We start from the raw sequence: 26,386 nt of genomic DNA, 5'->3' as shown, positions 1-26,386 counted from the left end.
GTGAGCTGCTATATGACGGATGAACCGCCAGTTTAGCCAAGGACATGGCAGGCGCACAGCGTATTCGCGCTGGATAAAAACGGCGCAATAAAAAAGGGAGACTCGAGAGTCTCCCTTCCTGCACCGTCGGTCGTATCAGTCGAACACGCCGAAGGTCATGTAGCTGAACCACGAGCGGTCTTCGTTGTTGCCCTCTGCCTCGTGGTCCTCTTCCTCGATCACATCGCCGCTGCTGTCTTTAGGCTTGAGCTCGTTGGGAATCGCGTCCTTGGCGTCCTGGAACTGCTTCTGCACGTCCTGGTTGGCGCGGGTTTCTCCCGGTGGCAGCGGTGGACGGGATTCGATCAGGCCCAGGGTAGCCTTGCTCAGCCACGAACGGTTGTCGGCTTCGGCAACCGATGGCACGAACTGACCGTCCACCAGGCTTGGGTGGTTCGGGTAGTTGAGCTTCAGGGTTTCGAGGCTGGTGGCCGCCAGGTCGTCCAGGTGCAGGCGCTGGTAGGCCTCGGTCATCACTGCCAGGCCGTCACCGACTGCAGGGGTTTCCTGAAAGTTTTCCACCACGTAGCGGCCACGGTTCGCGGCAGCCACATAGGCCTGGCGGGTCAGATAGTAGTCGGCCACGTGGATTTCGTAGGCTGCCAGCAGGTTGCGCAGGTAGATCATGCGCTGCTTGGCATCCGGCGCGTAACGGCTGTTGGGGAAGCGGCTGGTCAGCTGGGCGAACTCGTTGTAGGAGTCGCGGGCGGCACCCGGGTCACGCTTGGTCATGTCCAGCGGCAGGAAACGCGACAGCAGGCCAACGTCCTGGTCAAAAGAAGTCAGGCCCTTGAGGTAGTAGGCGTAATCGACATTCGGATGCTGTGGGTGCAGGCGAATGAAGCGCTCGGCAGCTGCCTTGGCGGCTTCCGGTTCGGCGTTCTTGTAGTTGGCGTAGATCAGTTCCAGCTGAGCCTGGTCGGCATAGCGGCCGAACGGATAGCGCGATTCCAGAGCCTTCAGCTTGGCAGTGGCGCTGGTGTAGCTATTATTGTCCAGATCGGCTTGAGCCTGTTGGTATAACTCGACTTCGCTCAGGTTTTCGTCTACGACTTCCTTCGAAGAGCAAGCAGCGGTCAATGCGAGGATGGCGATCAGCAGCAGGTGTTTCACTTGCATGGCGGCTTGCGTCCCTATGACGGCCGCTGTCTTGGGCGAGGCCGTCCTGTTATGATGAGCGCCCCGTTGAATAGCCTCGGGGCAAAAGACGCCGTATTTAACCACAAGCGCGCAGCCGAAACCAAAGGCTGTGCCGACGCCCAGTCCGAGCATGTCCGATAAAATTGAACTTCGCGCAGAGGTGCCGTCCGAATTGGGCGGCCAACGCCTCGATCAAGTCGCCGCACAACTATTCGCTGAGCACTCGCGCTCGCGCCTTTCCGCCTGGATCAAAGACGGCCGCCTGACTGTGGATGGGGCGGTTATCCGCCCGCGAGACATCGTTCACGGTGGCGCCATTCTTGAACTCACCGCCGAGCAGGAAGCTCAGGGCGAATGGATCGCTCAAGACATCGAGCTGGACATCGTCTACGAAGACGACGACATCCTGGTGATCAACAAGCCCGCGGGCCTGGTGGTTCACCCGGCTGCTGGCCACGCTGATGGCACCTTGCTCAACGCCTTGCTGCATCACGTGCCGGACATCATCAATGTGCCCCGCGCCGGGATCGTGCATCGCCTGGACAAGGACACCACCGGCCTGATGGTGGTGGCCAAGACCATCCAGGCGCAGACGCAGCTGGTGACACAGTTGCAGAGTCGCAGCGTCAGCCGGATCTACGAGTGCATCGTGATCGGCGTGGTGACGGCGGGTGGCAAGATCAACGCGCCCATTGGTCGCCATGGCCAGCAACGCCAGCGCATGGCCGTGATGGAAGGTGGCAAGCAGGCCGTCAGCCATTACCGCGTGCTCGAGCGTTTCCGCTCCCACACCCACGTGCGGGTGAAGCTGGAGACCGGTCGTACGCACCAGATTCGCGTGCACATGGCGCACATCAACTTCCCGTTGGTCGGAGACCCTGCCTATGGCGGTCGTTTCCGGATTCCGCCGGCAGCCAACCCGACCATGGTTGAATCGTTGAAGAACTTCCCGCGTCAGGCACTGCATGCACGGTTCCTGGAGCTGGACCATCCGACGACCGGTGTCCGTATGAGCTGGGAATCGCCGCTGCCGGAAGACTTTGTCTGGTTGCTGACCCTGCTCAAGCAAGATCGCGAGGCGTTTGTCGGATGAGTGACTGGCTGATTCCTGACTGGCCCGCGCCGGCCGGGGTCAAAGCCTGTGTGACCACCCGTGCGGGCGGCGTCAGCCTGGCGCCGTTCGACAGCCTCAATCTTGGCGATCATGTCGACGACAGCCCCGAAGCTGTCGCCGAAAATCGCCGTCGCCTTACTGATCACTTCTCCATTCAACCGGCCTGGTTGCAGCAGGTTCACGGCATCGTCGTGGCCCATGCGGACCCGAGCCGGGTGATGACTGCTGACGCCAGTTGGACTTCAACGCCGGGCATTGCCTGTGCGGCGATGACTGCCGACTGCCTGCCTGCGCTTTTTTGCGACCGTGCCGGTACCCGCGTTGCCGCAGCCCATGCCGGTTGGCGCGGGCTGGCGGCCGGTGTGCTGGAAGCCACGCTCGACAGTCTGGCTGTTGCGCCTGCCGAGGTCCTGGTCTGGCTCGGCCCGGCCATTGGCCCGCAAGCGTTTGAAGTCGGCCCGGAAGTGCGCGAAACCTTCGTCGGGCAATTGCCCGAAGCCGCCCAGGCATTTGTGCCAAGCCAAAACCCCGGCAAGTTCATGGCCGACATCTATATGCTGGCGCGTTTGCGTCTGGCGGCTCGTGGTGTAACCGCTGTTTACGGCGGCGGTTTCTGTACCGTGACCGATCCGCGCTTCTTTTCTTATCGCCGTGCGTCGCGCACCGGCCGCTTTGCCTCCCTGATCTGGCTTCAAGTGCCCTGTCTCACAAATACTGTTCCTTTTTGACGGCGTCTGTTGCCGTCATGCTGCGTTGCCGCTCCTCGCCATAGCGGGCTATGACTCGTCGCGGCGCCTTGCCTGACAGCAACAGCCACTCGTCAAAAGAGGAACGTATTTGCGAGGCAGGGCACCAGGCTAGACTTCTCTGACCTGCATCAACATCACAACGCTTGAAACTCCCAGAATCGACCGCATCTATTGTGGTATCTGGCAGGTTTCTTCATTCAGGATGTTTTATAGGTCCGACCTGCTCAAAAGGAAGGTGACCCATGCGTATAGACCGTTTAACCAGCAAATTGCAGTTAGCCTTGTCCGACGCCCAATCCCTGGCTGTCGGTCTCGATCATCCGGCCATTGAACCGGCGCATTTGATGCAAGCCCTGCTCGAACAACAGGGTGGCTCGATCAAGCCCCTGCTGATGCAGGTGGGCTTCGATGTCAACAGCTTGCGTAAAGAGCTGACCAAAGAGCTCGACCAGCTGCCGAAAATCCAGAATCCCACCGGCGACGTGAACATGTCGCAGGATCTGGCGCGCCTGCTCAATCAAGCCGATCGCCTGGCCCAGCAGAAGGGCGACCAGTTCATTTCCAGTGAGCTGGTGCTGCTCGCCGCCATGGACGAGAACAGCAAGCTCGGCAAGCTTTTGCTCGGCCAGGGCGTGAGCAAGAAAGCCCTGGAAAATGCGATCAACAACCTGCGTGGTGGCGAGGCGGTCAATGACCCCAACCACGAGGAAGCGCGTCAGGCACTGGACAAGTACACCGTCGACCTGACCAAGCGTGCCGAGGAGGGCAAGCTTGATCCGGTGATCGGCCGTGACGATGAAATTCGCCGCACGATCCAGGTCCTGCAACGTCGCACCAAGAACAACCCGGTGCTGATCGGTGAGCCAGGCGTCGGTAAAACCGCCATCGCCGAAGGCCTGGCCCAGCGCATCATCAACGGTGAGGTGCCTGATGGCCTCAGGGGCAAGCGCCTGCTGTCCCTGGACATGGGGGCGCTGATCGCCGGTGCCAAATACCGTGGCGAGTTCGAAGAGCGCCTGAAGGCGTTGCTCAACGAGCTGTCGAAGCAGGAAGGGCAGATCATTCTGTTCATCGACGAGCTGCACACCATGGTCGGTGCCGGTAAAGGCGAGGGCTCGATGGATGCAGGCAATATGCTCAAGCCGGCCCTGGCACGCGGTGAGTTGCACTGCGTCGGTGCGACCACGCTCAACGAGTACCGCCAATACATCGAGAAGGACGCCGCCCTGGAGCGACGCTTCCAGAAAGTGCTGGTGGACGAGCCGAGCGAAGAAGACACCATCGCCATCCTGCGTGGCCTGAAGGAGCGCTACGAGGTCCACCACAAGGTGGCGATCACCGACGGCGCGATCATTGCGGCGGCCAAGCTCAGCCATCGCTACATCACTGACCGGCAATTGCCGGACAAGGCCATCGACCTGATCGACGAGGCCGCCAGCCGCATCCGCATGGAGATCGACTCCAAGCCGGAGGTGCTGGACCGCCTGGAGCGCCGTTTGATTCAGCTGAAGGTGGAATCCCAGGCGCTGAAGAAAGAAAGCGACGATGCGGCGAAAAAACGCCTGGAAAAACTCCAGGAAGAAATTGCCCGTCACGAGCGTGAGTACTCGGATCTCGAAGAAATCTGGAACTCGGAAAAAGCTGAGGTGCAGGGTTCGGCGCAGATCCAGCAGAAGATCGAACAGTCACGTCAGGAGCTGGAAGCAGCCCGCCGCAAAGGCGACCTGAACCGCATGGCCGAATTGCAGTATGGGGTGATCCCGGACCTGGAACGCAGCCTGCAAATGGTCGACCAGCATGGCAAACCCGAGAACCAGCTGCTGCGCAGCAAGGTGACCGAAGAGGAAATTGCTGAAGTCGTGTCGAAATGGACCGGCATTCCCGTGTCGAAAATGCTCGAGGGCGAGCGCGAAAAACTGATGAAGATGGAAAGCCTGTTGCACCAACGTGTGATCGGCCAGGATGAAGCGGTGGTGGCGGTTTCCAACGCGGTTCGGCGTTCCCGTGCCGGGTTGTCCGACCCTAATCGCCCGAGCGGCTCTTTCATGTTCCTCGGCCCGACCGGTGTCGGTAAAACCGAGCTGTGCAAGGCGCTGGCCGAATTCCTCTTTGATACCGAAGAGGCGATGGTGCGGATCGACATGTCCGAGTTCATGGAGAAACATTCCGTGGCTCGCCTGATCGGTGCGCCACCGGGCTACGTCGGTTATGAAGAGGGCGGTTACCTGACCGAGGCGGTGCGCCGCAAGCCTTACTCGGTGATCCTCATGGATGAAGTCGAGAAGGCGCACCCGGACGTGTTCAACATCTTGCTCCAGGTGCTGGAAGATGGTCGCCTGACCGACAGCCATGGCCGTACGGTGGACTTCAAGAACACCGTGATCGTCATGACCTCCAACCTGGGGTCGGTGCAGATCCAGGAGCTGGTGGGTGATCGCGAGGCCCAGCGTGCGGCGGTGATGGACGCGATTTCCACCCACTTCCGGCCGGAGTTCATCAACCGGGTCGACGAAGTGGTGATCTTCGAGCCTTTGGCGCGGGATCAGATCGCTGGCATTACCGAGATCCAGCTGGGTCGCCTGCGCAGTCGCCTGACCGAGCGGGAGCTGAAGCTGGAGCTGAGCCCAGAAGCCATGGACAAGCTGATCGCGGTGGGTTACGACCCGGTATACGGCGCACGGCCGCTCAAGCGAGCGATCCAGCGCTGGATCGAGAACCCGCTGGCGCAGTTGATCCTTTCCGGTCGATTCATGCCGGGAGACACGGCCCATGGCGTGGTGGAGAACGACGAAATCGTCTTCGTCTGATCCAGATCGGCGGCAAAATTGAAGAGGCCTCGCATTGCGAGGCCTTTTTTTCATCTAGGCTGTTGAACTCTAAGGAAAAGGCTTGTAAAGTGCGCCCCGCAGTAAGTCACCCGCCAGGGTTTCTGCTCCCCAAGCAGGAATCGAAAATAAGTTGCAAATCATTAACTTGAAAGCAATTTAGGGGGTTGACAGAGGTTGTAGAGATTGTAGAATAGCGCGCCTCAGACACACGAACGCAGCGATGCAAACGGGTTGAAGAGAACGCAGTAAAGCTTCACAGTTGTAAATTGAAATGTGTAGTTCCGTGATAGCTCAGTCGGTAGAGCAAATGACTGTTAATCATTGGGTCCCAGGTTCGAGTCCTGGTCACGGAGCCAATTTCAAACCGGGGTATAGCGCAGTCCGGTAGCGCGCCTGCTTTGGGAGCAGGATGTCAGGAGTTCGAATCCCCTTACCCCGACCATTTTTGGGTCGTTAGCTCAGTTGGTAGAGCAGTTGGCTTTTAACCAATTGGTCGTAGGTTCGAATCCCACACGACCCACCATTTTTGAAACCAGTTAACGCTGGAATCGAATCTTAAGATCAGACGCCAAAAGCTCTGTTCGCAGAAGGCGCCTTTCAAAGGTGCCTTTTTTTTACCGGGGTATAGCGCAGTCCGGTAGCGCGCCTGCTTTGGGAGCAGGATGTCAGGAGTTCGAATCCCCTTACCCCGACCATATTAAAAATCCTCGTATCGAAAGATACGGGGATTTTTTTTGCCTGCTAATTGCTTGCCGCGGATCAACTGTAGGAGCAGCCGGTCGACGCTCGAATGCTCGCGAAGATCGTTAACGAAAACGCAGCGTTTCTGGTTTAACGCGGCGCTCTCAGGTTCTTCGCGAGCATGCTCGCTCCTACAGAAAGCAGCTTGATCAGTGCAATTTCAGGCGCGGCTCTGTCCCGCGTCCAATCTTGCTGCCCAGCATCAGCATCGCCGTGCGAAATGGCCCGTATAGCGCCATCTGGTGCATGCGGTACAGCGACACGTAGAACATCCGCGCCAGCCAACCTTCCAGCATGACGCTACCCGTCAGGTTACCCATCAAGTTACCCACAGCCGAAAAACGCGACAGCGAGATCAGCGATCCGTAATCGGTGTACTTGTAAGAAGGCAGAGGCTTGCCTTCGATCCGCAGTTTCAGTGACTTGGCGAGCAACGACGCCTGTTGATGCGCCGCCTGGGCGCGTGGCGGCACATTGCGATCAGTGCCCGGTTGCGGGCAGGCCGCGCAGTCACCGAAGGCGAAGATGTTCTCGTCACGAGTGGTTTGCAGGGTCGGCAGCACTTGCAGTTGATTGATGCGGTTGGTTTCGAGGCCATCGATGTCCTTGAGGAACCCTGGCGCACGAATCCCGGCGGCCCAGACTTTCAAGCTGGCGTTGATCACTTTGCCATCTACGGTGATCAGGCTGTCGGCCGTCACCTCGCTGACGGCGGCGTTGGTCATGACATTGACCCCGAGTTTTTCCAGGGTTTTATGCACCGGGCCGCCGATTCGTTCCGGCAGGGCCGGTAGCACGCGAGGCCCGGCTTCGATCAGGGTGATGTGCATGTTTTCCGGTTTGATCCGATCCAGGCCATAAGCCGCCAGTTCATGGGCTGCGTTATGCAGTTCGGCGGCCAGTTCGACCCCGGTGGCACCGGCACCGACAATGGCGACACTGATCTGCTCGACCTTGTCGGTCTGCCCCGCATGGGCGCGCAGGTAGTGGTTGAGCAACTGCTGATGGAAGCGCTCGGCCTGTTTGCGGGTATCCAGGAACAGACAGTGCTGCGCTGCACCCTGGGTGCCGAAATCGTTGGTGGTGCTGCCGACGGAAATCACCAACGAGTCGTAAGGCACTTCCCGGGCAGGCACCAGTTCCAGGCCGGCGTCATCATAAGTGGCGGCCAACTGGATTTTTTTATTGGCGCGATCAAGCCCGCTCATGCGCCCCAGTTGGAATTGGAAGTGGTTCCATTTTGCCTGGGCTACATAGTTGAGTTCGTCTTCGGACGAGTTCAACGACCCGGCCGCGACCTCGTGCAACAGCGGTTTCCAGATGTGGGTCAGGTTCGCGTCGACCAGCATCACGCTGGCCGTGCCGCGTTTGCCCAGAGTCTTACCCAGACGGGTAGCCAACTCCAGACCGCCGGCGCCGCCGCCAACGATGACAATACGATGAGTCATGGGGATATCTCGCAAGGCTAAAAGAAATCGGTGCAATTACCCGAGCGAGCGCCAAGCAGCTCATAGCGTCAGGTAACTGATAAGTCGGCTCAACAGGCCCAGGCCAATGGTCACTGCCAATACCAGCACAAGGAGCATCCACGGCCGGAAAGGCCGGCGCTCGACTTGGTGTTGGGACAGTTGCAGATACGCTTCGACATGCTTTTGGTCTTCGGGGTTCAGGCGGCTGGTCATAAAAGGCCTCGTCAGGTAGACGTTGCTGAAGGTGAAGAAGCTACAGGCAGACTCAACGAACGTTGAACGGAGCATAGCCGCTGTCAGTTAGGGGCTCGATGCTCACCCTGTCGTCCAGGCGAATGATGCCACTTTGTAGCACTCGGGCGGTGATTCCGCCATGCCCGCGCACGGCCTGAAAGGTCCCCGGGCCCAGGTTGTTCTGCAGGCGTGCGCAGGGCTGGCACCAGCCAGTGGTTTCGAAAATCGCCTGGCCGATGCGGAAACGCCGGCCCTTGAGGCTGAACAAGTTGATGCCACTGATAACGAGGTTGCGCCGCAAATCTTCAGGCTTGACCGGTTGATCGTCCGGGCGGCCCATCAGCGAACTGATCACTGCCAGATGCTCCCACTGAATCAGCGTCACCTGCCGCGCATTGCGCACGCCGGGGCGGGCGCGATCGCCCGTCAAGCCGGCCTCCAGTCGCGCTTCCACGGCCTCCAGTTCGATCATTGGCACGTGACGTTCCGGGCGCACGCCAATCCAGCGTACGCGGCCGATCTGCGGTACTTCGGCAATCAGTTCCTGCAATGGGCTCACAGGCTGATCCCGACGTCGAACACGATGCTGCGTCCCAGGTTGCTGCGCAGGAAATCCGGCGCATCGGGATGAGCGAACAGCACGCGGGCGAAGGTCGGGCCCACCAGTGACAGCGAGCGCCAGCCCTGGCGCAGGTATTCGGTGGGCGGTGGGAAATGACTGTTGAGGTCCAGCACTTCACGCTTGAGGCTGGCGAAGGCAATGATGTCAAGCTCGCCCAGGTCCATGCCGCGCTCTTTGTAGTTGTGTGCTTTTTTGCGCAAGGTCGGCGCCAGCCGCAACAAGAACTCGTTGGCCGGTATGCGGCGGGGCTTGGCTTCGCGCCGTACCAGCTGGCTCAGGGAGAACGCACTGCGCCGCCTCTGCAATTCGTCGCGCCATTCATCATTGAGGCGTCGGCCCTCGTCGAGCACGAAGAACACCTCGAAATTGGCGTCGCGAAACAACACGTCCGGCGGTTCTCCCGCCGGAGCAAATTCGTCGGCCCGGTAGGGAATGTTCAAGCCTTGCAGCAGGCGTTGGCAGACCCAACGCTCGCGCTCCCATTTGCGGGCATTGGACAGGAACGCGTTGGCTTGCTCGGCCGCAATGGTCAGCAGGCGTAAGTAATCTGAATCATCCATACGCCCAAGCTTAGCGCTCAAATGCGATTGTAAAGAAGACAGTTTATCGGAGAGGGGCAATTGCGCGCCCCTCCAGCCCGGTTCAGGGCGCTGCACAAAACGGATAGTGGTCTGCGCGATGCGGATATTGACCCGAGCCTGTTGACTCTACCCTCGGCTGTACGGACGTGAGCCGTGCTTCCGCTGCTCCTGAAAAAAACAACAACAAGAGATGAATGCCATGCGCAAGATCGACGTACATGAGGTTATCGACAATGCTCGGTTCAACCGCTTCCACTGGATGGTGCTGTTCTGGTGTGCCCTGATCATCATTTTCGACGGTTACGATCTGGTGATCTACGGCGTGGTCTTGCCGATGCTGATGAAAGAGTGGGGGCTCAGCCCTCTGCAAGCGGGGGCGTTGGGCAGCTATGCACTGTTCGGCATGATGTTCGGTGCGCTGTTCTTCGGTCCGCTGTCGGACAGGATCGGCCGCAAGAAAGCCATCACGATCTGCGTGATGCTCTTCAGTGGTTTCACCGTGCTCAACGGGTTCGCCCGAAACCCCACCGAGTTTGGTCTTTGCCGCTTCATTGCCGGACTGGGCATTGGTGGCGTGATGCCCAATGTCGTGGCGTTGATGAACGAATACGCGCCGAAAAAAATCCGTAGCACCCTGGTAGCGATCATGTTCAGCGGCTACTCGGTGGGCGGCATGCTGTCCGCCGGCCTGGGTATAGTGCTGATCCCGAGTTTCGGTTGGCAGTCGGTGTTCTATGTGGCGGTCCTGCCGTTGCTGCTGTTGCCGCTGATCATGTATTTCCTGCCCGAGTCAGTGGGGTTCATGCTGCGCCAGGGGCGCAATGACGAAGCTCGCAACATTCTCCAGCGGATCGACCCGGCCTACGTCGCAGAGGCCGATGACCAGTTGCACATGAGTGAAGTGAAGGGCACCGGGACCCCGGTGTTGCAGTTGTTCCGCGAGGGCCGTGCACTGCGTACGTTGATGTTGTGGCTGGCGTTTTTCTGCTGCCTGCTGATGGTCTACGCCTTGAGCTCCTGGCTGCCGAAACTGATGGCCAACGCCGGTTACAGCCTGGGCTCGAGCCTGTCGTTCCTGCTGGTGCTGAATTTCGGCGCGATCTTCGGCGCAGTTGGCGGCGGTGTGCTGGGTGACAAGCTCAATCTGCCGCGTGTGCTATCGGTGTTCTTTGCCATGGCGGCGGTGTCGATCACCCTGTTGGGCTTCAATAGTCCGATGCCGGTGTTGTACTTGCTGATCGCTGTCGCGGGTGCCACCACCATCGGCTCGCAGATTCTGCTTTACGCCTGCGCTGCCCAGTTCTACTCAATGAACATTCGGTCCACCGGTCTTGGCTGGGCTTCGGGCATCGGGCGCAATGGTGCGATCGTCGGACCACTGCTGGGTGGCGCTTTGCTCGGGATCAGCCTGCCGCTACAACTGAACTTCATGGCGTTTGCTTTGCCTGGTGCGATTGCCGCCATTGCCATGACGGTGTTCGCCATCAGCAGTCGGCGCAGTGCCCGACAATCCCTGTTGGATGATCAGCAGGGCTCGTCTGGCGGAGCTGTCGGCGAGGCTTCATGAAAACCTTGCTGCGGGATTTTTCCCTGTCTGCGGCCGTCGCCGGGTTCATCGCCACCGTGATTTCCTACGCCGGCCCCCTGGTGATTATTTTCCAGGCCGCCGAGGCAGCGCACCTGTCGCGCGAAGTGCTGTCGTCGTGGGTCTGGGCGATTTCCATCGGCAGCGCCGTGCTTGGCATCGGTCTGAGTTTGCGTTACCGCGTGCCGGTGATCATCGCGTGGTCGGCACCCGGTTCGGCGTTGCTCGTGGCGCTGTTGCCAGGGATCTCCTTGCCGGAAGCGGTGGGCGCCTATCTGGTCAGCAGCCTGATCATTTTCCTGGTCGGGGTGTCGGGGGCGTTCGACCGGATCATCGGCAAGCTGCCGGCAGCGGTGGCGGCAGCGATGCTGGCGGGGATTCTGTTCAGCTTCGGCACCGGGTTGTTTGTCTCGTTGCAGGGTAAGCCGTTGCTGGTGCTGGCGATGTTTGCCACGTACCTGATCTGCAAACGACTGATGCCGCGTTATGCGGTGCTGATGGTCCTGCTGGTGGGCTGCTCGATGGCATTGCTCGCCGGAGATCTGCATGGCGAGGCGTTGGTCGTCGGTATGGCCACGCCGGTGTGGATCACTCCGGCGTTCAGCCTCAGCGCGACGCTGAACATCGCCTTGCCGCTGGTGATGGTGGCGCTGACTGGCCAGTTCGTTCCTGGCATGGCGGTGCTGCGCGCCAGTGGTTACGCCACGCCATCGGGCCCGATCATCGCCAGCAGCGCATTGGGCACGGCCCTGCTGGCACCGTTCGGTTGCCACGGGCTGAACCTGGCAGCGATTACCGCGGCTATTTGCACTGGCCGCGAAGCCAACGAAGACCCTGGCAAGCGTTACGTGGCCGGGGTGATGGGTGGCCTGTGTTACCTGGTGCTGGGGATCTTCGGCGCCACCCTGGTCTCACTGTTTTCGGCATTCCCCAAGGAACTGATCGCGGCCCTCGCCGGATTGGCGCTGTTCGCTGCGATTGCTGGAGCGCTAGCGGGCGCGATGGCGGTGCCAACCGATCGCGAAGCCGCGCTGGTGACCTTTCTCACCACAGCCTCGGGTATGTCGCTGTTTGGGTTGTCCGCGGCTTTTTGGGGACTGATTTTCGGCATGGCCACCCACTTGATATTGAACGCCCGCCGCTCCGTCTCGCGCAGTGAGTCCACTGCAGAAGCACTTCAACCTGTCGATCAATAAAAATAAGAGAAAAAACGATGAAACAGATTCTCCCAACAACCGGTTCAGTGTTGTCCATGGCTGTCGTCTCGAGTTTCTCCACCGGCACGATGGCCGCCGAGAGTGGTTTTATCGAAGACACCACGGCCACCTTGCAAGCGCGCAATTACTACTTCAGCCGGGACTATTCCGACATCGTCGGGGCCAATCAACAATCGAAGGCCGAGGAATGGGCGCAGGGATTCATTCTCAACGTCAAATCCGGTTATACCCAGGGCACCGTCGGCTTCGGCGTGGATGTCATCGGCCTGCTCGGCCTCAAGCTCGACAGCAGCCCGGACCGGGTCAATACCGGTTTGCTGCCGGTGCAGGATGACGGGCGTGCGGCGAACGATTACAGCCGCCTGGAGGGCGCCTTGAAGGTGCGCTACTCCAAAACCGAACTGAAGGCGGGTGAATTGCAACCCAACCTGCCGGTGCTGGTGTTCAGTGATATCCGGCTGCTACCGCCCAGCTATCAGGGGGCAAGTATCAGCTCCAATGAGATCAATGGCCTGACATTGCAGGCCGGCCATTTGATTTCGACCAGCCTGCGCAACGAAGCCGGTGACGAAAAGATGCAAGCCATGCTCGGCCATGTGCCGCAGCGTCAAGTCAGCAGTGACGGTTTCAACTTTGCCGGGGCCGATTACGCCTTCAACGATAAACGCAGCTCGGTCAGCGCCTGGTACGGGCAGCTGGAAGATATCTACAACCAGCGCTTCCTGGGGCTCAAGCACAGCCAGCCGACGGGCGACTGGATATTGGGGGCGAACCTCGGTTACTTCGATTCGCGCGAGGACGGCAAGAAATTGCTGGGCAATATCGACAACCAGGCATTCTTTTCGCTGCTGTCGGCCAAGCGCGGCGGTCACACTTTTTATGTCGGCTATCAGGGCATGTTCGGAGACAGTGCCTTCCCGCGGGTATTTGCCAACATTTCGCCCTTGGGCAACGAAGTACCGACCTACGAGTTTGCCTCCACCGACGAGCGCTCCTGGCAGGCGCGTTATGACTATGACTTTGCGGCCCTGGGAGTACCGGGGTTGACCAGCACCCTGCGCTACATCAGCGGCAACAATGTCGATACCGGCAAGGGCTATGAGGGAAAGGATCGTGAGCGTGACCTGGACATCGGCTATGTGCTGCAGAGCGGCAGCCTCAAGGGCCTCGGTATCCGTGTGCGCAATGCAATGGCGCGTTCCAACTACCGCAGTGATATCGATGAAAACCGCTTGATCCTGAGTTACACCTGGACGCTGCTCTAATTGCCATGGCCCATCACAGGCTGCTGGTGCAATCACCGATGACGTTGTACGTCACGCGGCGGGTCTGGCCCTGATGATCGACATAGACCATGGTCGCTGGTACAACCCCGCACGCGGTCGCGGTGTCTGACACCGAAACCACCTTGGCGATATCCAGCGGCTGCGCCGGGTTGTACAGGACAGCGAGGGGCTCGTTTTCAGCGGCCATGGCCGAGGTGGCGACGAGGGTCAGAAACAGGCTGATCAAGGTTTTCATTATGGCGAGTTCCATGTGGATTCGATGGGTAAAGTCTAGTCTTTGCCACCGCTGGATAAAGGGGCGAACGCCTGATACAGCCTTACATGAAACGTAACAGTCACCCAGCCTGGAGGGCTCATGGATTTGCTTAACAACTTGCGCGTGTTCGTCCGTGTCGTCGACTGCGCAAGTTTCACCGCCGCGGCCGATGCGTTGGAGTTGTCCACCGCGCAAGTCTCGCGCCTGGTCGCGGACTTGGAGCAGCATGTGCAAGCCCGCCTGCTGCAGCGCACCACACGGCGCTTGAGCCTGACCGAGGCCGGCGAGCGATTCCTGCTGCGCAGTCGTCTGATACTTGAGGAAATGGAGGAGGCGACCGCAGAGGCTCGCGGTGCGCATCTCAAGCCAAGCGGTCGGTTGCGGGTGCATAGCATGAACGGCCTGGGGGTGCTGATCACGCCGCTGATTGCTCGATACAGCGAGCTTTATCCCGATGTGGTGTTCGAGCTAACCCTGTCGCAGCGCAATCCCGATCCGTTGGAGGAAGGGCACGACGTGGTGATTTCGACTGCCCACGAACTGGCCGATTCGCAATTGGTCGCCCAGGCCGTCGGGCAGTTCTACAGCGTGCCCTGTGCTTCCCCGCAATACCTGCAACGCCGGGGTGTGCCAGACCATCCGCGGGTGCTGGACGACCATCAGTGCTTGCGCATGCTCGACCCGTTGTACAGCGATCAGTGGGTGTTTCAGGACGAGGAGGGCGAGCATGCGGTCAGCCCGTCCAGGACTTTTCAGTGCAATGTCGCCGAGTCGATGGTCAAGGCTTCGGAAGCCGGCATGGGCATCAGCCTGATTCCGTTCTACACCGCCACGCGGCCCTTGAGCGATGGCACCTTGTTGCGTTTGCTGCCGGACTATCGGCCGCGTCAACGCAATGTGTATGCGGTGTATCCGTCGCGACGCTTTCTCGATGCCAAGGTTCGTACGTGGGTGGATTTTCTCAAGGCTGAGCTGCCCAAGCTGTTCGCCGAACATGAAGCGGTGATTAACGATCCCCGGCATTGGGCATGAAGTCGAGGGGGCGGCAAAGGGCGGTGTAGACTGAAGGCCTGTTCTCTATTGGCAAGCCAAGGGAGTGTGTCCTGTCATGATCGGTGCCGAGTTGCTGTCACCTGAAACCCTCACGGTGGGGTGGCTGATCTATGTGCCGGTGCTGATCTGGGCCGTTGCGCGAGTGTCCTGGGTCGAGCTGTTCAGCGACAGCCGTCGCCAGCACTTGCTGTTCGGCACGGTGTTTGCGCTCTTTGCGTTGTGGCTGGTGCGGCGCGATTTCGATACCGGCGTGTCTTATCACTTCATCGGCATGACCGCGGTGACGCTGTTGCTCGACTGGCCGCTGGCGATCGTCGGTGGATTGGTGGCGCAGACAGGTCTGGTGCTGCTGGGCCGTCAGGACCTTGTGGCCATGGGGGTCAATGGCGCGCTGTTTATTTTATTGCCGGTGTTGATCACCGAATGCTGTGCGATTCTGGTGGAGCGCGCGCAACCACGAAATCCCTTCGTGTACATCTTCGTTTCCGGTTTCTTCGCTGCAGCCCTTACAGCGTTACTGTGCCTGGTGCTGTCGCTGACATTGTTGTGGTACGACGAGCGTTTTGCCATGCCTTACTGGCTCGAAGACTTCATCGGCTACCTGTGGCTGCTCATTTTTCCGGAGGCGTTCATCAACGGCATGGTGGTCAGCGCGCTGGTGGTGTTCTCCCCCGAGTGGCTCGAAACTTTCAATCGCACGCGCTACCTCTCGGCGCCCTGGAAGGACGACGATCCCAAGTCTTGAGTCCTTTCAAATCCGCCGTTTCAATCGATCAATTGATCAATCAGGACCACGTTGGAATAGATTAGGCTGCCATCGCTCGCCCGGTGTCCGACCAGATGGAACTGGCCACGCTCGTAGTGCAAATACACGCGCATCTGACAGTCGGACAAGGGGCCGTAACCCTCTGGCAAGACCAGGTTCAATGTGTCCATGTCGACATCGACCATGACTTCTTTCAACCCAGGGGTCTTCTGCAAGCGTTCTTCCGCTTCCTCCAGCCGTAGATGAAGAGGGCCGTCGACGTAAAAACGTATCTCACCTATTGGTTCGGATTTTTGGTCGGCGCTGGGTTTCCACCTGCCTTCGAGCGTCAGGTCACTCATGACGAATCCTCCATCGGGGCTGCTGGACTGCAATTGAGTATAGCCGCCAACCGGGTTTCGCTTGCCGACCTATACTTTGCAATGACTTTACCACCACGGGTGGTAGTTGCCTGTCGTGCCTGGACGTCAGTGGCGATGCTTGCGCATAACCAACGAACAACAGGAATAGGATGAAGAGAAATGGCGATAGCAATTATCTTGATTCTAATCGTTATTGCCTCAGTGCTCTTTCATGTACTAGCGCCTTGGCATGCAGCACCGCCCGCTTCCAACTGGGGATCAATAGACACCACACTGTTCATTACTTTGATCATTAGCGGAATATTTTTCATCGCCATTACGGTATTCATGGCAGTCGCCATAATGCGGTATCGCCATAAGGAAGGCGCCAGGGCGCACTACCAGCCGGAAAGTAAAAAGTTGGAGTTCTGGTTGATTGTAGTGACCTCGATCGGTATCGCCGCCATGTTGGCGCCAGGCCTGGTTGTCTACAACGAGTTCATCCGGGTGCCGAAAGAGGCTTATGAACTTGAAGTCGTTGCTCAACAGTGGCAGTGGACCTATCGTTTTCCCGGGCAGGATGGGAAGCTGGGTAGGTCGGATATCAAGTTTGTCGATGCCATCAATCCCCTCGGCATTGATCCCAAGGACCCTGCCGGACAGGACGATATACTTATAAAAAATAATGAAATCCGATTGCCGCTGAATAGGCCGGTAAAAGTTTTACTTCGTTCTAAAGATGTGTTGCATGATTTCTATATCCCGCAAATTCGCAGCAAGATGGATATGGTGCCAGGGATGGTGTCTTACTTCTGGTTTACTCCAACTAAAACCGGCAAATATGAGGTCCTGTGCGCTGAGTTTTGTGGCGTAGGCCATTACAACATGCGCGGCCAGATGATCGTGGAGGAGCAGGGCGCCTTTGATCAATGGCTGAGCGGCCAACCGACCTTTGCGCAGACCTTGGTGAGCACTGCGAAACCAGGTCAGGACAGCGTGCTGGAAAAAGGTCGCCAGTTGGTCGAACAATACGGCTGCAGTGCCTGCCATAGCCAGGATGGCAGTACCCGTCTTGGTCCGACCTGGAAGGGGCTGTACGGTCGCACTGAACAGTTTGCCGACGGCAGCAGTGCGCTGGTCGATGAGGCTTACCTGAAAGAGTCGATTCTCAAGCCGCAGGCCCGTCTGGTGCAGGGCTACCCGCCGGTGATGGTGGCCTATACTCTCAATGACGATGAGCTGACGGCTGTCGTCGCCCTGATCAAATCACTGGGCGGCGCGCAGCAGGAACCTTCTGCCAGCGAAAAGCTGGACAGGGGGGACGACTTGGCGACTCAGGGGCAGCGGCTATCCGAGTCGCTCGGCTGTCTGGCCTGCCACAGCGTCGATGGCAGCAAGGGTGTCGGCCCCAGCTGGCAGGGCCTGTATGACTCGACAGTGACGCTTGCCGACGGATCGAGTATCAAGGTCGACGAGGGTTATCTAAAGGATTCGATCCTCAATCCCGGCGCCAGGATCGTCAAAGGCTATGCCGCCGTCATGCCGGCCTTTACGCCGACTGATCAGGAGTTGAACGCACTGATCGCCCTTATCAAATCCAAAGCCAATGCCGATGCGAGCAAGGCGCAACCAGGGAAGTAGCCGTAAACAGCCAGGAATGCACTGAAACTTCGACAGGAGGATGACGTGATGGCTTATGCGGAGCAAGCCGAAACAGAAGCACTGCACGAACCCAAGAGTTTCCTGACCAAATACATCTGGAGTCAGGACCACAAGGTCATCGCCGTCCAGTATTCCTTGACGGCGCTGTTCGTGGGGCTTATCGCCGTGGTGTTGTCCGGCTTGATGCGCATGCAGATAGGCTTCCCCGGCAGTTTGGCGTTCATGGATGCCAGTACTTACTATCAGGCGATGACCATGCACGGCATGATCATGGTCATTTACTTGCTGACGGCCTTGTTTCTGGGGGGCTTCGGTAACTATCTGATCCCGTTGATGGTGGGCGCCCGCGACATGGTCTTCCCCTACGTCAACATGCTCAGTTACTGGTTCTACCTGTTGGCGGTAGTGGTGTTGCTTTCCAGTTTCTTTGTCCCGGGCGGCGCCACCGGTTCGGGCTGGACGCTTTATCCGCCGCAGTCGATCAGCCAGGGCACACCTGGGTTCGAGTGGGGCATCGTGCTGATGCTCATCTCATTGGCGATCTTTATTGTCGCCGCCACCATGGGTGGATTGAACTATGTCACCACGGTGTTGCAGGCGCGCACGCACGGTATGACGTTGTTTCGCATGCCGCTTTCGGTGTGGGGCATCTTCATGGCCTCGATCATGGCCTTGCTGGCGTTCCCGGCGTTGTTTGTCAGTGCGGTCATGATGCTGTTCGACAAACTCCTGGGCACCAGTTTCTTCATGCCGGCGATGGTCTCGCTGGGGCAGCAACTCGATCACCAGGGCGGCAGCCCGATATTGTTCCAGCACCTGTTCTGGTTCTTCGGCCATCCGGAGGTCTACATCGTTGCGCTCCCCGCGTTTGGCCTGGTCTCCGACCTGATCAGCACCCATGCGCGTAAAAATATCTTCGGTTATCGAATGATGGTGTGGGCCATCATTGCGATCGGCGTACTCAGCTTTGTGGTCTGGGCGCACCATATGTATGTCAGCGGCATGAACCCCTACTTTGGCTTTTTCTTCGCCGTCACCACCTTGATCATCGCCGTGCCGACGGCACTGAAAGTCTACAATTGGGTACTGACCCTGTGGCGGGGCGACATCCATCTCACCGTACCGATGCTATTTGCCCTGGCCTTTATCGTCACCTTCCTGGTCGGCGGCCTGACCGGATTGTTCCTGGGTAATGTGATCGTCGATATTCCGCTCTCGGACACCTATTTCGTCGTCGCCCACTTCCATATGGTCATGGGGGTCGCACCGGTGTTGGTGGTGTTCGGCGGCATTTACCATTGGTTCCCGAAAGTCACCGGGCGCATGTTTAACGACACCTTGGGCAAGTTGCATTTCTGGATAACTTTTCTGGGCACCTACGCGATCTTTTTCCCTATGCACTATCTGGGCTTCCAGGGGATGCCGCGCCGCTACTACGCCTATGACAACTACGCGTTCATTCCACAGTCGGCGCACGAGTTGAATGCCTTCATTACGGTGGTTGCATTGACCGTCGGTGTTTCCCAACTGCTGTTCGTGTTCAACATGGCCTGGAGTGTATTCAAGGGTAAACCCGCAGGCAGTAACCCCTGGGGCGCGGCCAGTCTGGAATGGCAAACACCGGACACACCGCCGGTACACGGTAACTGGGGCGAGAAACTGCCAGTCGTGCATCGTTGGCCCTATGACTACAGCGTGCCAGGGATAGACCAGGATTTCGTGCCGCAAACGGTCTCCGCCGAGGAACTGGAGCAAATGCGGCAACGCAGCGAGGGCACCAGGATAGCGGACGTCAAGACATGAACAGACTGCTATTGAGAAATGCCGATGGCGCTGACCCCGGCGGCAGTTGGAATCGCGATCCTGAAGGTATTCAGGCCGGCGAGGGTGCCGATAGAAGCCACGTTGCAAAAACCGGCCTGCGCCTGTTTCTGGCAGTAGTGAGCTCGCTGTTCTTTCTCTTCCTGCTCGCCTTTATCGCCCGCTCGCAAATGGCCGACTGGCTACCCCTGACAGAGCCCATGGCGCCGTTGGCCAATCCTTGGCAATTGTGGGTGAATTCGGCTTTTCTGGTATTGAGTTGCATCTCTCTGCAGTGGTCGCGCATGGCCGCCCGCCGGGCTCGAATGGACGCAACGGTCATTGCTTTTGTAGTAGGGGGAGGATTTGCCATTGCCTTTCTGGCGGGGCAACTCTGGGTCTGGCAGCAGTTCGTCGCCTGGGGCTACTTTGTCGCCAGTAACCCAGCCAACAGTTTTTTCTACCTGCTGACTGGCGTGCACGGCCTCCACCTGTTGGGCGGGTTGGTGGCCTGGGGCAGGACCGTCGGCAAGTTCCTGCGTCAGGTGCCGTTGCCGCAACTCAGCGCCAGCGTAGAGCTCTGTGCCATCTATTGGCACTACCTATTGGGTCTTTGGTTCGTGCTGTTCGCGCTACTGACCAGCACGCCGCAAACCTATGAAACCATCGCCAGACTCTGCGGCCTGAGGTGAAAAACCATGGCAGCGCATCCACAAGCCCCAGTCGAGTCGGATCCAACAAGCCCGTTGCCTGCACCGGGATGGCAGGGCATCGCCAGCGACTGGGCCTCGGATAAAGACGCCTTCAAACAGGTCCCCTGGGGCAAGGCGATGATGTGGATATTCCTGCTGAGCGACACGTTCATATTCACCTGTTTCTTGACCGGCTACATGTCGGTACGCATGACCATCACCGACGCCTGGCCCAATCCCAGTGAAGTGTTTGCATTGACGATCGGCGGTAGGGAAATCCCGCTTATCCTGATCGCCATCATGACTTTTGTGCTGATCAGTAGCAGCGGCACCATGGCCATGGCCGTCAATTTCGCCTATCGCCGTGATCGCGCGAAAACCACGGCCCTGATGCTGGCGACCGCTGCCTTGGGAGTGACCTTCGTCGGCATGCAGGCCTTTGAATGGAGCAAGCTCATCGCAGAAGGGGTGCGCCCTTGGGGAAACCCCATGGGGGCGGCGCAATTTGGTGCCAGCTTTTTCATGATTACCGGTTTTCACGGACTGCATGTATCCATCGGCGCCATCTACCTCAGTATTGTGGCGATGAAGGTATGGCGGGGAGATTATGAGCGCTCCGGCAACTATCAGAATGTCGAGATAGCCGGGCTTTATTGGCACTTCGTGGATTTGGTGTGGGTGTTTATTTTTGCTTTCTTCTATTTATGGTAGAGGAGCGCGGATGATGGCGCATGCTCAAGGTCAGCAACATCCAATCAGTTTGTACCTGAAAATTTGGGGGCTGTTATTTGTCCTCAGCACACTCTCGTACCTTGTCGACTATTTCCATTTTCACGGCTATCTCAGGTGGGCCCTGATTATTACGTTCATGTTGTTGAAGGCAGGCTTGATCGTCTCCATCTTCATGCACATGGCTTGGGAACGGTTGGCACTGGTCTACGCCATATTGGTGCCACCGTTGTGTCTGCTGGTGCTTGTCGGACTGATGGCCACCGAGGCGGATTATATTTTCCTCAGTCGGGTCATCTTCTTTGGCCAATAAGCGGCCATCAGTCTTCGGCAGTTAACCTGATATCACTCGCTTGAACTGATGCCATTTGTGCTGCCAGGCTACTGTCCAGTGGGGTGCTGCCGCTCCCGTGCCAGCGATTTCCAGCATGGGATGATGTCCGATGACCTGGTCCAGTACCGTTTCCTGATTCGGCTCAACATCCACGAAGAAGATGTGCTTGCCCTCATGCACCGCCTGCTTGAAATTGCGGAAGTGAGAGTTCGGCACCTGGAATCCAAAGAAGCCGCCTTCCCAGATGCAGAAGCCCAAAACAACCACGGCAAGGAAGACGAAGGGTGTCCAGCCTGCGGCGGATTCGGTCCAGCCCATCCAATAGGCGCCACCCAGGACCACTGCTGCGAGTGGGATACCGACCACCGCACCAATCTCACCAGAGTGAACGGCGTCCTGTTCCATTAACGAGCTGATTTCGTGGAGGTGATGTTGTTCAACATCAGCAACCTGTTCACTGAGCACATGAATTTGTTCGGAATTGATGCCGCTGGCTTCCAGCTCATTTTCAACGGCTTCAAGATCGTCGAGATTGTCACTGATGTAATAGTGTCGATTCATGCCACACCTCCCATCTCGTGTTGGCGGTGAACCTCCTTTGTCCTGCAGCCAATAACCGAGATTTTGCCGTCGGTAACGGTACCCGTGGGGAACGTTGCACATTCATACAATTCGAGAGAAGTATAGCATTCGCTAATAAGCCGGATTTCGGGGCGCAAGCTCTAAAAGTCAAGGCCTGGCTCACTCCCTGGCACAGGCCAGGCCCCTGATGATCCGGATCAGTGGCGCGGGTCGAAATCGCCGCTGAACATTTCGTCCTCGGCATCCGGGGCCACTGGAATCTTGTGCTCTTCCGACGCCCAGGCGCCCAGGTCGATCAGCTTGCACCGGTCCGAGCAGAACGGCCGGAATTTGCTCTCGGGGCTCCATTCGACAGGGGCACCACAGGTTGGGCATTCGACGGTTGAAATCTGGCTCATGACTGGCCTCCACGCAAAGTAAGGTAAAAGTGATGCAGGCGTTCGACCTCGCTGTGCAGCCAGGCGAGGTCGCGGTCGTTGACCACTACGTCGTCGGCATGGCTTAGGCGCTCCTGACGGCTGGACTGGGCCTTGAGGATCGCCTGGACCTGCTGTTCGCTGGTCTGGTCACGCCGCAGGGTGCGTTCGATCTGCAGCTGTTCGGGGGCATCGATCACCAGGACCCGTTGGGTCATGGCGTACTGGCCGGATTCAATCAGCAGTGGCGAAACCAGGATCGCGTAAGGTGATTTTGCCAGCGCCAGGTGATGGGCAATCTCTTCGGCGATCAGCGGATGCAGCAAGGCTTCCAGCCAGAGGCGTTGCTCCGGTACTTCGAAGATCAGTTTACGCAACGCGGCGCGGTCCAGTTGCCCATCGGCTTGCAACACCCCCGGACCGAAGTGTTCGGCAATCTTTGCCAGCGCCGGCCGACCGGGTTCCACCACCCAGCGAGCGGCATGATCGGCATCGACCGCATGCACGCCCAGGTCGATGAAATGTTGGGCCGCCGCACTTTTGCCGCTGCCAATGCCGCCGGTCAAGCCGAGAATCCAGGGTTTTTCCACAGGGTTATTCATTTCAGACCGACAAACTGCCAATAGAAGGCGGTTATTTGACCACCCCAGAGCAAGGCAATCCAGCCGGCAATGGCCAGATAGGGGCCAAAAGGGATAGGCGTCGCTGTTTGTGCCTTGCGAAGGCGCAGGTAAATCGCGCCGATGATCGCACCCGCCAGGGATGACAAGACGATCGTCAGCGGCAGGATCTGCCAACCGCCCCAGGCGCCAAACATCGCCAGCAGCTTGAAATCCCCATGCCCCATGCCGTCCTTGCCGGTGATCAGCTTGAACACCCAGAACACCGTCCACAGCGCCATGTAGCCGGCAATTGCACCCCATAACGCTTCAGGCAATGGGACGAACAGATCGAGGCTGTTGACGATCAGCCCCAGCCACATCAGCGGTAGCACCAGTACATCGGGCAATAGTTGATGCTCGGCGTCGATCAGGCTCATGGCCAGCAAGCCCCAGGTCAGGAGCATTGCCATGCCGGCTTGCCAGCCGAAGCCGAAGTGCCAGGCAATGAACGCCGACAGGAGGGCGCAGGCCAGCTCAGTCAATGGATAGCGTTTGCTGATCGGCGTTGCGCAGGCGGAACAGCGCCCGCGCAGGAACATGAAGCTGAACACTGGAATGTTTTCCCAGGCGCGAATCCGGTGGCCGCAATGTGGGCACTGGGAATGCGGCAGCATCAAATTGAAAGTCGGCAGCGACGTTTCGCCGGGCAGCCCGAGGATCTCATGGGCCTGCACGCGCCACTCGCGCTCAAGCATCTTCGGCAGGCGCCACACCAGTACGTTGAGGAAGCTGCCGACCAGCAGGCCGACCACCCCGGCGATGACGACGAAAGCCAGTGGGTAGTGGGTAAGCATATCGTTCAAGGGCATGTCAGATCGCTGAGCCGAGTTGGAAGATGGGCAGGTACATTGCGACCACCAGGCCGCCGACAATAACACCCAGCACCACCATGATGAACGGTTCCATCAGGGTGGTGAGGGAGTCGACCATATTGTCGACCTCGTCTTCGTAGAAACCTGCCACCTTGTCGAGCATGTCGTCGAGTGCGCCCGACTCCTCGCCTATGGCGGTCATCTGAATGGCCATATTCGGGAAAATACCGGAAGTGCGCATGGAAAAATTCAGCTGCATACCCGTCGCAACGTCCTGTCGGATGCGCAACACCGCGCGTTTGAACACGATGTTGCCGGTGGCGCCGGCCACCGATTCCAAGGCCTCGACCAGCGGCACGCCAGCGGCGAAGGTCGTCGACAGCGTGCGGGCGAAACGGGCCACGGCGGACTTGTACATCAAGGTCCCCACCAGCGGCAGTTTCAGCAGCCAGGTGTCCATTCGGTCACGAAAACCTTGCGAGGTTTTCAGGGCATGGCGTACAGCGAAAGCAGCCGTGACCAGTACGCCCAGCAGCATCCACCACCATGCTTGCATGAATTGCGACAGGTCGATGACCATCAAGGTAAAGGACGGCAATTGAGCGCCAAAGCCCTTGAACACCGATTCGAATTGCGGCACCACCTCGACCAGCAGGATGCCAGTCACGATGATCGCAACACACACCACGATCAGCGGGTAGGTCATGGCTTTCCTGATTTTCGCCTTGAGACTTTCGCTTTTCTCCTTGTAGGTCGCCACCCGTTCCAGCAGCGTGTCCAGCGCGCCAGCCTGCTCCCCGGCGTCTACCAGGTTGCAGTACAACTCATCGAAATATTGCGGTTTTTTACGCAGGGCGGTGGCGAAGCTATTGCCCGCCGCCACTTCCTGTTTCACCTCATCAACGAGCTTGCGCATGGCCGGGTTATCGAAGCCTTCACCGATGATGTCGAAAGACAGCAACAACGGCACGCCGGCTTTCATCATGGTTGCCATTTGCCGGGTGAAAAGGGCGATGTCCTGGGCCTTGATACGTTTGCCCAGATTGAAAATCGACGTGGTTTTCCTGCGCACCTTGCCGGGGTTGATGCCCTGCTTGCGCAATTTCGTCCTGATCATTGCCGGGTTCTGGGCGCTCAATTCGCCCGTCACCTTCGTACCTTTCCTGTCTGTGCCTTCCCAGGTGTACACACTGGTTCTTGCTGCCTTGACTGCCATGTTCAGTCCTTGCTGACCCGGTTATAACCGCCGTTGCATTGATTGCAATCGACCGCCTCATAGATCGTGAATGTGCCGATGCGTTCCTCGGGGTTCCGGGCGCAAGCAATTGAAGACTTATAGCCTAGTCAAGCGGGGGAACAAAACCTGCGGTCTTGAGGTGACAAAAAGTGTCAGATAGTGCGTTTTCTGGGGCTAGGAAGGGCTTCGTGGCAACGATTGGACCCCGGAATAGGGCACGCCGGGCTTGGCATGGGCTGTGCTGCAGCAGGTGCAGATCATGAGATTTCGACTCATGCACGGAGGCTGTCATTGAATAATCAAAAAGGCTTTACCCTGATCGAGTTGCTGATAGTCGTGGCGATCATCGGGATCCTGGCGACGTTTGCGATCCCTGCTTACTCCAAGTACCAGGCGCGGGCCAAGGTCACGGCAGGTCTTGCCGAGATTTCAGCATTGAAGGTGGCGTTTGAAGACCTGATGAACCAAGGGACAGACCCGGACCTGACACAGGTGGGCGGCTCCGCCACCACGTCCAACTGCGCCACGACCGCCGTGGGCAAAGCAGCAGAAGGTACGGGCACGATTGGTTGCACAATCCTCAATGCTCCGGCGCAGGTGTTGAATAAAACCATTACCTTGACCCGCTCGTTGAATGGCTGGACGTGCACCACCGGTGTCGAACAGGAGTACGCGCCGAAAGGCTGCAAGGGCGTTGAGCCAAAGGCCTGACCCATACGCTTGTTGCCCCGATACCCCGCTCAGTGCGGGGTATTTTTTTGCTCGCCGTTCAGAAATTTCGAGTAATTGAGAAAACTTCCAAAAATTCATGGCCTTAGGCCTTCTTCAAAACCCGCAACTTGCATGTAGATAATTTCCAACTCATGCATTTTGCATGATTGTGAAAAATGACTGTTTTTATAAGCAATTGATTTATAAGTAATTGTTGTCTGTTTCAAAGTTGGCACAGCGTTCGCAATATCTCTGGTAACCCTGCTGACACGCTAACCAGCAGACTTTCCAGAAAAACAGGAGTTACTCGTATGAAGAAGTTCGCTATTGCTGCCGCTACTGCTACCGCGCTGACCCTGACCATGGCCAACGCTGCATTTGCCCAGGCTCAGGCCACACAAGGCCCGATTATGCTGGCCGCCGGTGAAATGACCGAAGCGAAAGAGGATGTTTCCGATACCTGGATCACTACCAAAGTCAAATCAGACCTGGTCACCGAAAAAGGGATTCCAGGTACCGATATCAAAGTGGAAACCAACAAAGGTGTTGTGTCCCTGTCGTCCACCGTTGCTGTAACGGATGCACAGAAAGCCACCGCCGTGGCGATCACCAAGAAAATCAAAGGCGTCAAGGCGGTCTCCGCTGACGGCCTGAAAGCCGAGTAAGGCAAGACTTCTCGCCTGGACTGGGAGAAGGCGCGGCAGACGGGCTGAGTCATACGTCTGCCG

27 protein-coding genes and 4 tRNA genes are annotated in these 26,386 nt (G+C 58.3%); 19 read left to right on the top strand and 12 right to left on the bottom strand.

Annotation, left to right across the window (positions count from 1 at the left end):
• Positions 1–135: 135 nt before the first annotated feature.
• Positions 136–1,158: an outer membrane protein assembly factor BamD gene (locus PSUM_RS24675; protein ID WP_020798627.1), complete on the bottom strand. Its 1,023-nt coding sequence runs from the start codon at positions 1,156–1,158 to the stop codon at positions 136–138.
• Between the two features lie 151 nt (positions 1,159–1,309).
• Between PSUM_RS24675 and rluD the strand changes: the two genes are divergently transcribed.
• From rluD to PSUM_RS24640, 7 genes are all read left to right on the top strand, one after another.
• Positions 1,310–2,272, top strand: coding sequence for a 23S rRNA pseudouridine(1911/1915/1917) synthase RluD (gene rluD / locus PSUM_RS24670; RefSeq protein WP_033040377.1), 963 nt, complete (start codon positions 1,310–1,312; stop codon positions 2,270–2,272).
• Positions 2,269–3,021: a peptidoglycan editing factor PgeF gene (pgeF, locus tag PSUM_RS24665; protein ID WP_020798625.1), complete on the top strand. Its 753-nt coding sequence runs from the start codon at positions 2,269–2,271 to the stop codon at positions 3,019–3,021. Before rluD ends, pgeF begins: the two co-directional genes overlap by 4 nt.
• 263 nt (positions 3,022–3,284) lie before the next feature.
• Entirely contained in the window at positions 3,285–5,849 is a 2,565-nt protein-coding gene (gene clpB / locus PSUM_RS24660; RefSeq protein ID WP_033040376.1) for an ATP-dependent chaperone ClpB, read from the top strand.
• A gap of 301 nt (positions 5,850–6,150) precedes the next feature.
• Positions 6,151–6,226 (top strand) — tRNA-Asn (locus PSUM_RS24655).
• A 9-nt stretch (positions 6,227–6,235) separates the two neighbouring features.
• Positions 6,236–6,312 (top strand) — tRNA-Pro (locus PSUM_RS24650).
• A gap of 5 nt (positions 6,313–6,317) precedes the next feature.
• Positions 6,318–6,393, top strand: a tRNA-Lys gene (locus tag PSUM_RS24645).
• A gap of 95 nt (positions 6,394–6,488) precedes the next feature.
• Positions 6,489–6,565, top strand: a tRNA-Pro gene (locus PSUM_RS24640).
• A 195-nt stretch (positions 6,566–6,760) separates the two neighbouring features.
• Here PSUM_RS24640 and PSUM_RS24635 read toward each other — a convergent pair.
• The 4 genes from PSUM_RS24635 to PSUM_RS24620 are packed head-to-tail and all read right to left on the bottom strand — an operon-like array spanning position 6,761 to position 9,496.
• On the bottom strand, positions 6,761–8,059 hold the full coding sequence (locus PSUM_RS24635; protein ID WP_020798623.1) for an NAD(P)/FAD-dependent oxidoreductase: 1,299 nt from the start codon (positions 8,057–8,059) through the stop codon (positions 6,761–6,763).
• 60 nt (positions 8,060–8,119) lie between these two features.
• Positions 8,120–8,293, bottom strand: coding sequence for a DUF3094 family protein (locus tag PSUM_RS24630; protein WP_020798622.1), 174 nt, complete (start codon positions 8,291–8,293; stop codon positions 8,120–8,122).
• Between the two features lie 52 nt (positions 8,294–8,345).
• Positions 8,346–8,873: an MOSC domain-containing protein gene (locus tag PSUM_RS24625; protein WP_083349766.1), complete on the bottom strand. Its 528-nt coding sequence runs from the start codon at positions 8,871–8,873 to the stop codon at positions 8,346–8,348.
• Complete coding sequence (locus PSUM_RS24620) at positions 8,870–9,496, bottom strand: DUF1780 domain-containing protein (RefSeq protein WP_003228301.1); 627 nt, start codon at positions 9,494–9,496, stop codon at positions 8,870–8,872. Before PSUM_RS24620 ends, PSUM_RS24625 begins: the two co-directional genes overlap by 4 nt.
• A gap of 220 nt (positions 9,497–9,716) precedes the next feature.
• Between PSUM_RS24620 and PSUM_RS24615 the strand changes: the two genes are divergently transcribed.
• Genes PSUM_RS24615 through PSUM_RS24605 form a run of 3 tightly spaced genes read left to right on the top strand, consistent with a single transcriptional unit; the run spans position 9,717 to position 13,584 of the window.
• Complete coding sequence (locus PSUM_RS24615) at positions 9,717–11,084, top strand: aromatic acid/H+ symport family MFS transporter (protein WP_020798620.1); 1,368 nt, start codon at positions 9,717–9,719, stop codon at positions 11,082–11,084.
• Positions 11,081–12,298: a benzoate/H(+) symporter BenE family transporter gene (locus PSUM_RS24610; RefSeq protein ID WP_020798619.1), complete on the top strand. Its 1,218-nt coding sequence runs from the start codon at positions 11,081–11,083 to the stop codon at positions 12,296–12,298. Before PSUM_RS24615 ends, PSUM_RS24610 begins: the two co-directional genes overlap by 4 nt.
• A 17-nt stretch (positions 12,299–12,315) precedes the next feature.
• Complete coding sequence (locus PSUM_RS24605) at positions 12,316–13,584, top strand: OprD family porin (protein ID WP_020798618.1); 1,269 nt, start codon at positions 12,316–12,318, stop codon at positions 13,582–13,584.
• 13 nt (positions 13,585–13,597) lie between these two features.
• Here the strand turns inward: PSUM_RS24605 and PSUM_RS24600 are convergent, their stop codons facing one another.
• Complete coding sequence (locus tag PSUM_RS24600) at positions 13,598–13,840, bottom strand: DUF2790 domain-containing protein (RefSeq protein ID WP_008058336.1); 243 nt, start codon at positions 13,838–13,840, stop codon at positions 13,598–13,600.
• Positions 13,841–13,960: 120 nt separating this feature from the next.
• Between PSUM_RS24600 and PSUM_RS24595 the strand changes: the two genes are divergently transcribed.
• Both PSUM_RS24595 and PSUM_RS24590 read left to right on the top strand, forming a co-directional pair.
• Positions 13,961–14,893 (top strand): LysR family transcriptional regulator, encoded by a 933-nt coding sequence (locus PSUM_RS24595; protein WP_020798616.1) that lies wholly within the window; start codon positions 13,961–13,963, stop codon positions 14,891–14,893.
• Between the two features lie 76 nt (positions 14,894–14,969).
• Positions 14,970–15,659 carry an energy-coupling factor ABC transporter permease gene (locus PSUM_RS24590; RefSeq protein WP_020798615.1) on the top strand — a complete coding sequence of 230 codons (690 nt, stop codon included), beginning with the start codon at positions 14,970–14,972 and terminating at the stop codon, positions 15,657–15,659.
• A gap of 20 nt (positions 15,660–15,679) precedes the next feature.
• Here PSUM_RS24590 and PSUM_RS24585 read toward each other — a convergent pair whose 3' ends face one another.
• Entirely contained in the window at positions 15,680–16,021 is a 342-nt protein-coding gene (locus tag PSUM_RS24585; protein ID WP_020798614.1) for a hypothetical protein, read from the bottom strand.
• A gap of 180 nt (positions 16,022–16,201) precedes the next feature.
• Here PSUM_RS24585 and PSUM_RS24580 point away from each other — a divergent pair, with 180 nt between their 5' ends.
• Genes PSUM_RS24580 through PSUM_RS24560 form a run of 5 tightly spaced genes read left to right on the top strand, consistent with a single transcriptional unit; the run spans position 16,202 to position 21,217 of the window.
• A complete protein-coding gene (locus PSUM_RS24580; protein ID WP_042955495.1) occupies positions 16,202–17,662 on the top strand; it encodes a cytochrome c oxidase subunit II in 1,461 nt (486 codons plus the stop codon).
• Positions 17,663–17,710: 48 nt separating this feature from the next.
• Positions 17,711–19,486: a cytochrome c oxidase subunit I gene (ctaD, locus tag PSUM_RS24575; protein ID WP_020798611.1), complete on the top strand. Its 1,776-nt coding sequence runs from the start codon at positions 17,711–17,713 to the stop codon at positions 19,484–19,486.
• Positions 19,483–20,175, top strand: a complete 693-nt coding sequence (locus PSUM_RS24570; RefSeq protein WP_020798610.1) for a cytochrome c oxidase subunit 3 — start codon at positions 19,483–19,485, stop codon at positions 20,173–20,175. Before ctaD ends, PSUM_RS24570 begins: the two co-directional genes overlap by 4 nt.
• Before the next feature lie 6 nt (positions 20,176–20,181).
• Complete coding sequence (locus PSUM_RS24565) at positions 20,182–20,886, top strand: heme-copper oxidase subunit III family protein (protein ID WP_083349765.1); 705 nt, start codon at positions 20,182–20,184, stop codon at positions 20,884–20,886.
• 13 nt (positions 20,887–20,899) lie between these two features.
• Positions 20,900–21,217 carry a cytochrome C oxidase subunit IV family protein gene (locus PSUM_RS24560; protein ID WP_033039536.1) on the top strand — a complete coding sequence of 106 codons (318 nt, stop codon included), beginning with the start codon at positions 20,900–20,902 and terminating at the stop codon, positions 21,215–21,217.
• Positions 21,218–21,238: 21 nt separating this feature from the next.
• Here the strand turns inward: PSUM_RS24560 and PSUM_RS24555 are convergent, their stop codons facing one another.
• From PSUM_RS24555 to PSUM_RS24535, 5 genes are all read right to left on the bottom strand, one after another.
• Positions 21,239–21,799 (bottom strand): hypothetical protein, encoded by a 561-nt coding sequence (locus tag PSUM_RS24555; protein ID WP_020798607.1) that lies wholly within the window; start codon positions 21,797–21,799, stop codon positions 21,239–21,241.
• 218 nt (positions 21,800–22,017) lie between these two features.
• Positions 22,018–22,218: a DNA gyrase inhibitor YacG gene (yacG, locus tag PSUM_RS24550; RefSeq protein ID WP_020798606.1), complete on the bottom strand. Its 201-nt coding sequence runs from the start codon at positions 22,216–22,218 to the stop codon at positions 22,018–22,020.
• A complete protein-coding gene (gene coaE / locus PSUM_RS24545) occupies positions 22,215–22,838 on the bottom strand; it encodes a dephospho-CoA kinase (RefSeq protein WP_083349764.1) in 624 nt (207 codons plus the stop codon). The genes yacG and coaE overlap by 4 nt, the downstream gene beginning before the upstream one ends.
• Positions 22,835–23,707, bottom strand: a complete 873-nt coding sequence (locus tag PSUM_RS24540; protein ID WP_020798604.1) for a prepilin peptidase — start codon at positions 23,705–23,707, stop codon at positions 22,835–22,837. Before PSUM_RS24540 ends, coaE begins: the two co-directional genes overlap by 4 nt.
• A 1-nt stretch (position 23,708) precedes the next feature.
• Entirely contained in the window at positions 23,709–24,926 is a 1,218-nt protein-coding gene (locus PSUM_RS24535) for a type II secretion system F family protein (protein ID WP_033039523.1), read from the bottom strand.
• Positions 24,927–25,238: 312 nt separating this feature from the next.
• On the opposite strand from PSUM_RS24535, the gene PSUM_RS24530 reads away from it, so the two are divergent.
• Positions 25,239–25,658: a pilin gene (locus tag PSUM_RS24530; protein ID WP_083349763.1), complete on the top strand. Its 420-nt coding sequence runs from the start codon at positions 25,239–25,241 to the stop codon at positions 25,656–25,658.
• 311 nt (positions 25,659–25,969) lie between these two features.
• A complete protein-coding gene (locus tag PSUM_RS24525) occupies positions 25,970–26,323 on the top strand; it encodes a BON domain-containing protein (protein ID WP_020798601.1) in 354 nt (117 codons plus the stop codon).
• Positions 26,324–26,386: the final 63 nt, after the last annotated feature.

The organism is Pseudomonas umsongensis (assembly GCF_002236105.1).
In the GTDB taxonomy this organism is placed as follows: Bacteria; Pseudomonadota; Gammaproteobacteria; order Pseudomonadales; family Pseudomonadaceae; genus Aquipseudomonas; species Aquipseudomonas umsongensis.
This window is presented reverse-complemented; position numbering and strand designations above follow the sequence as displayed.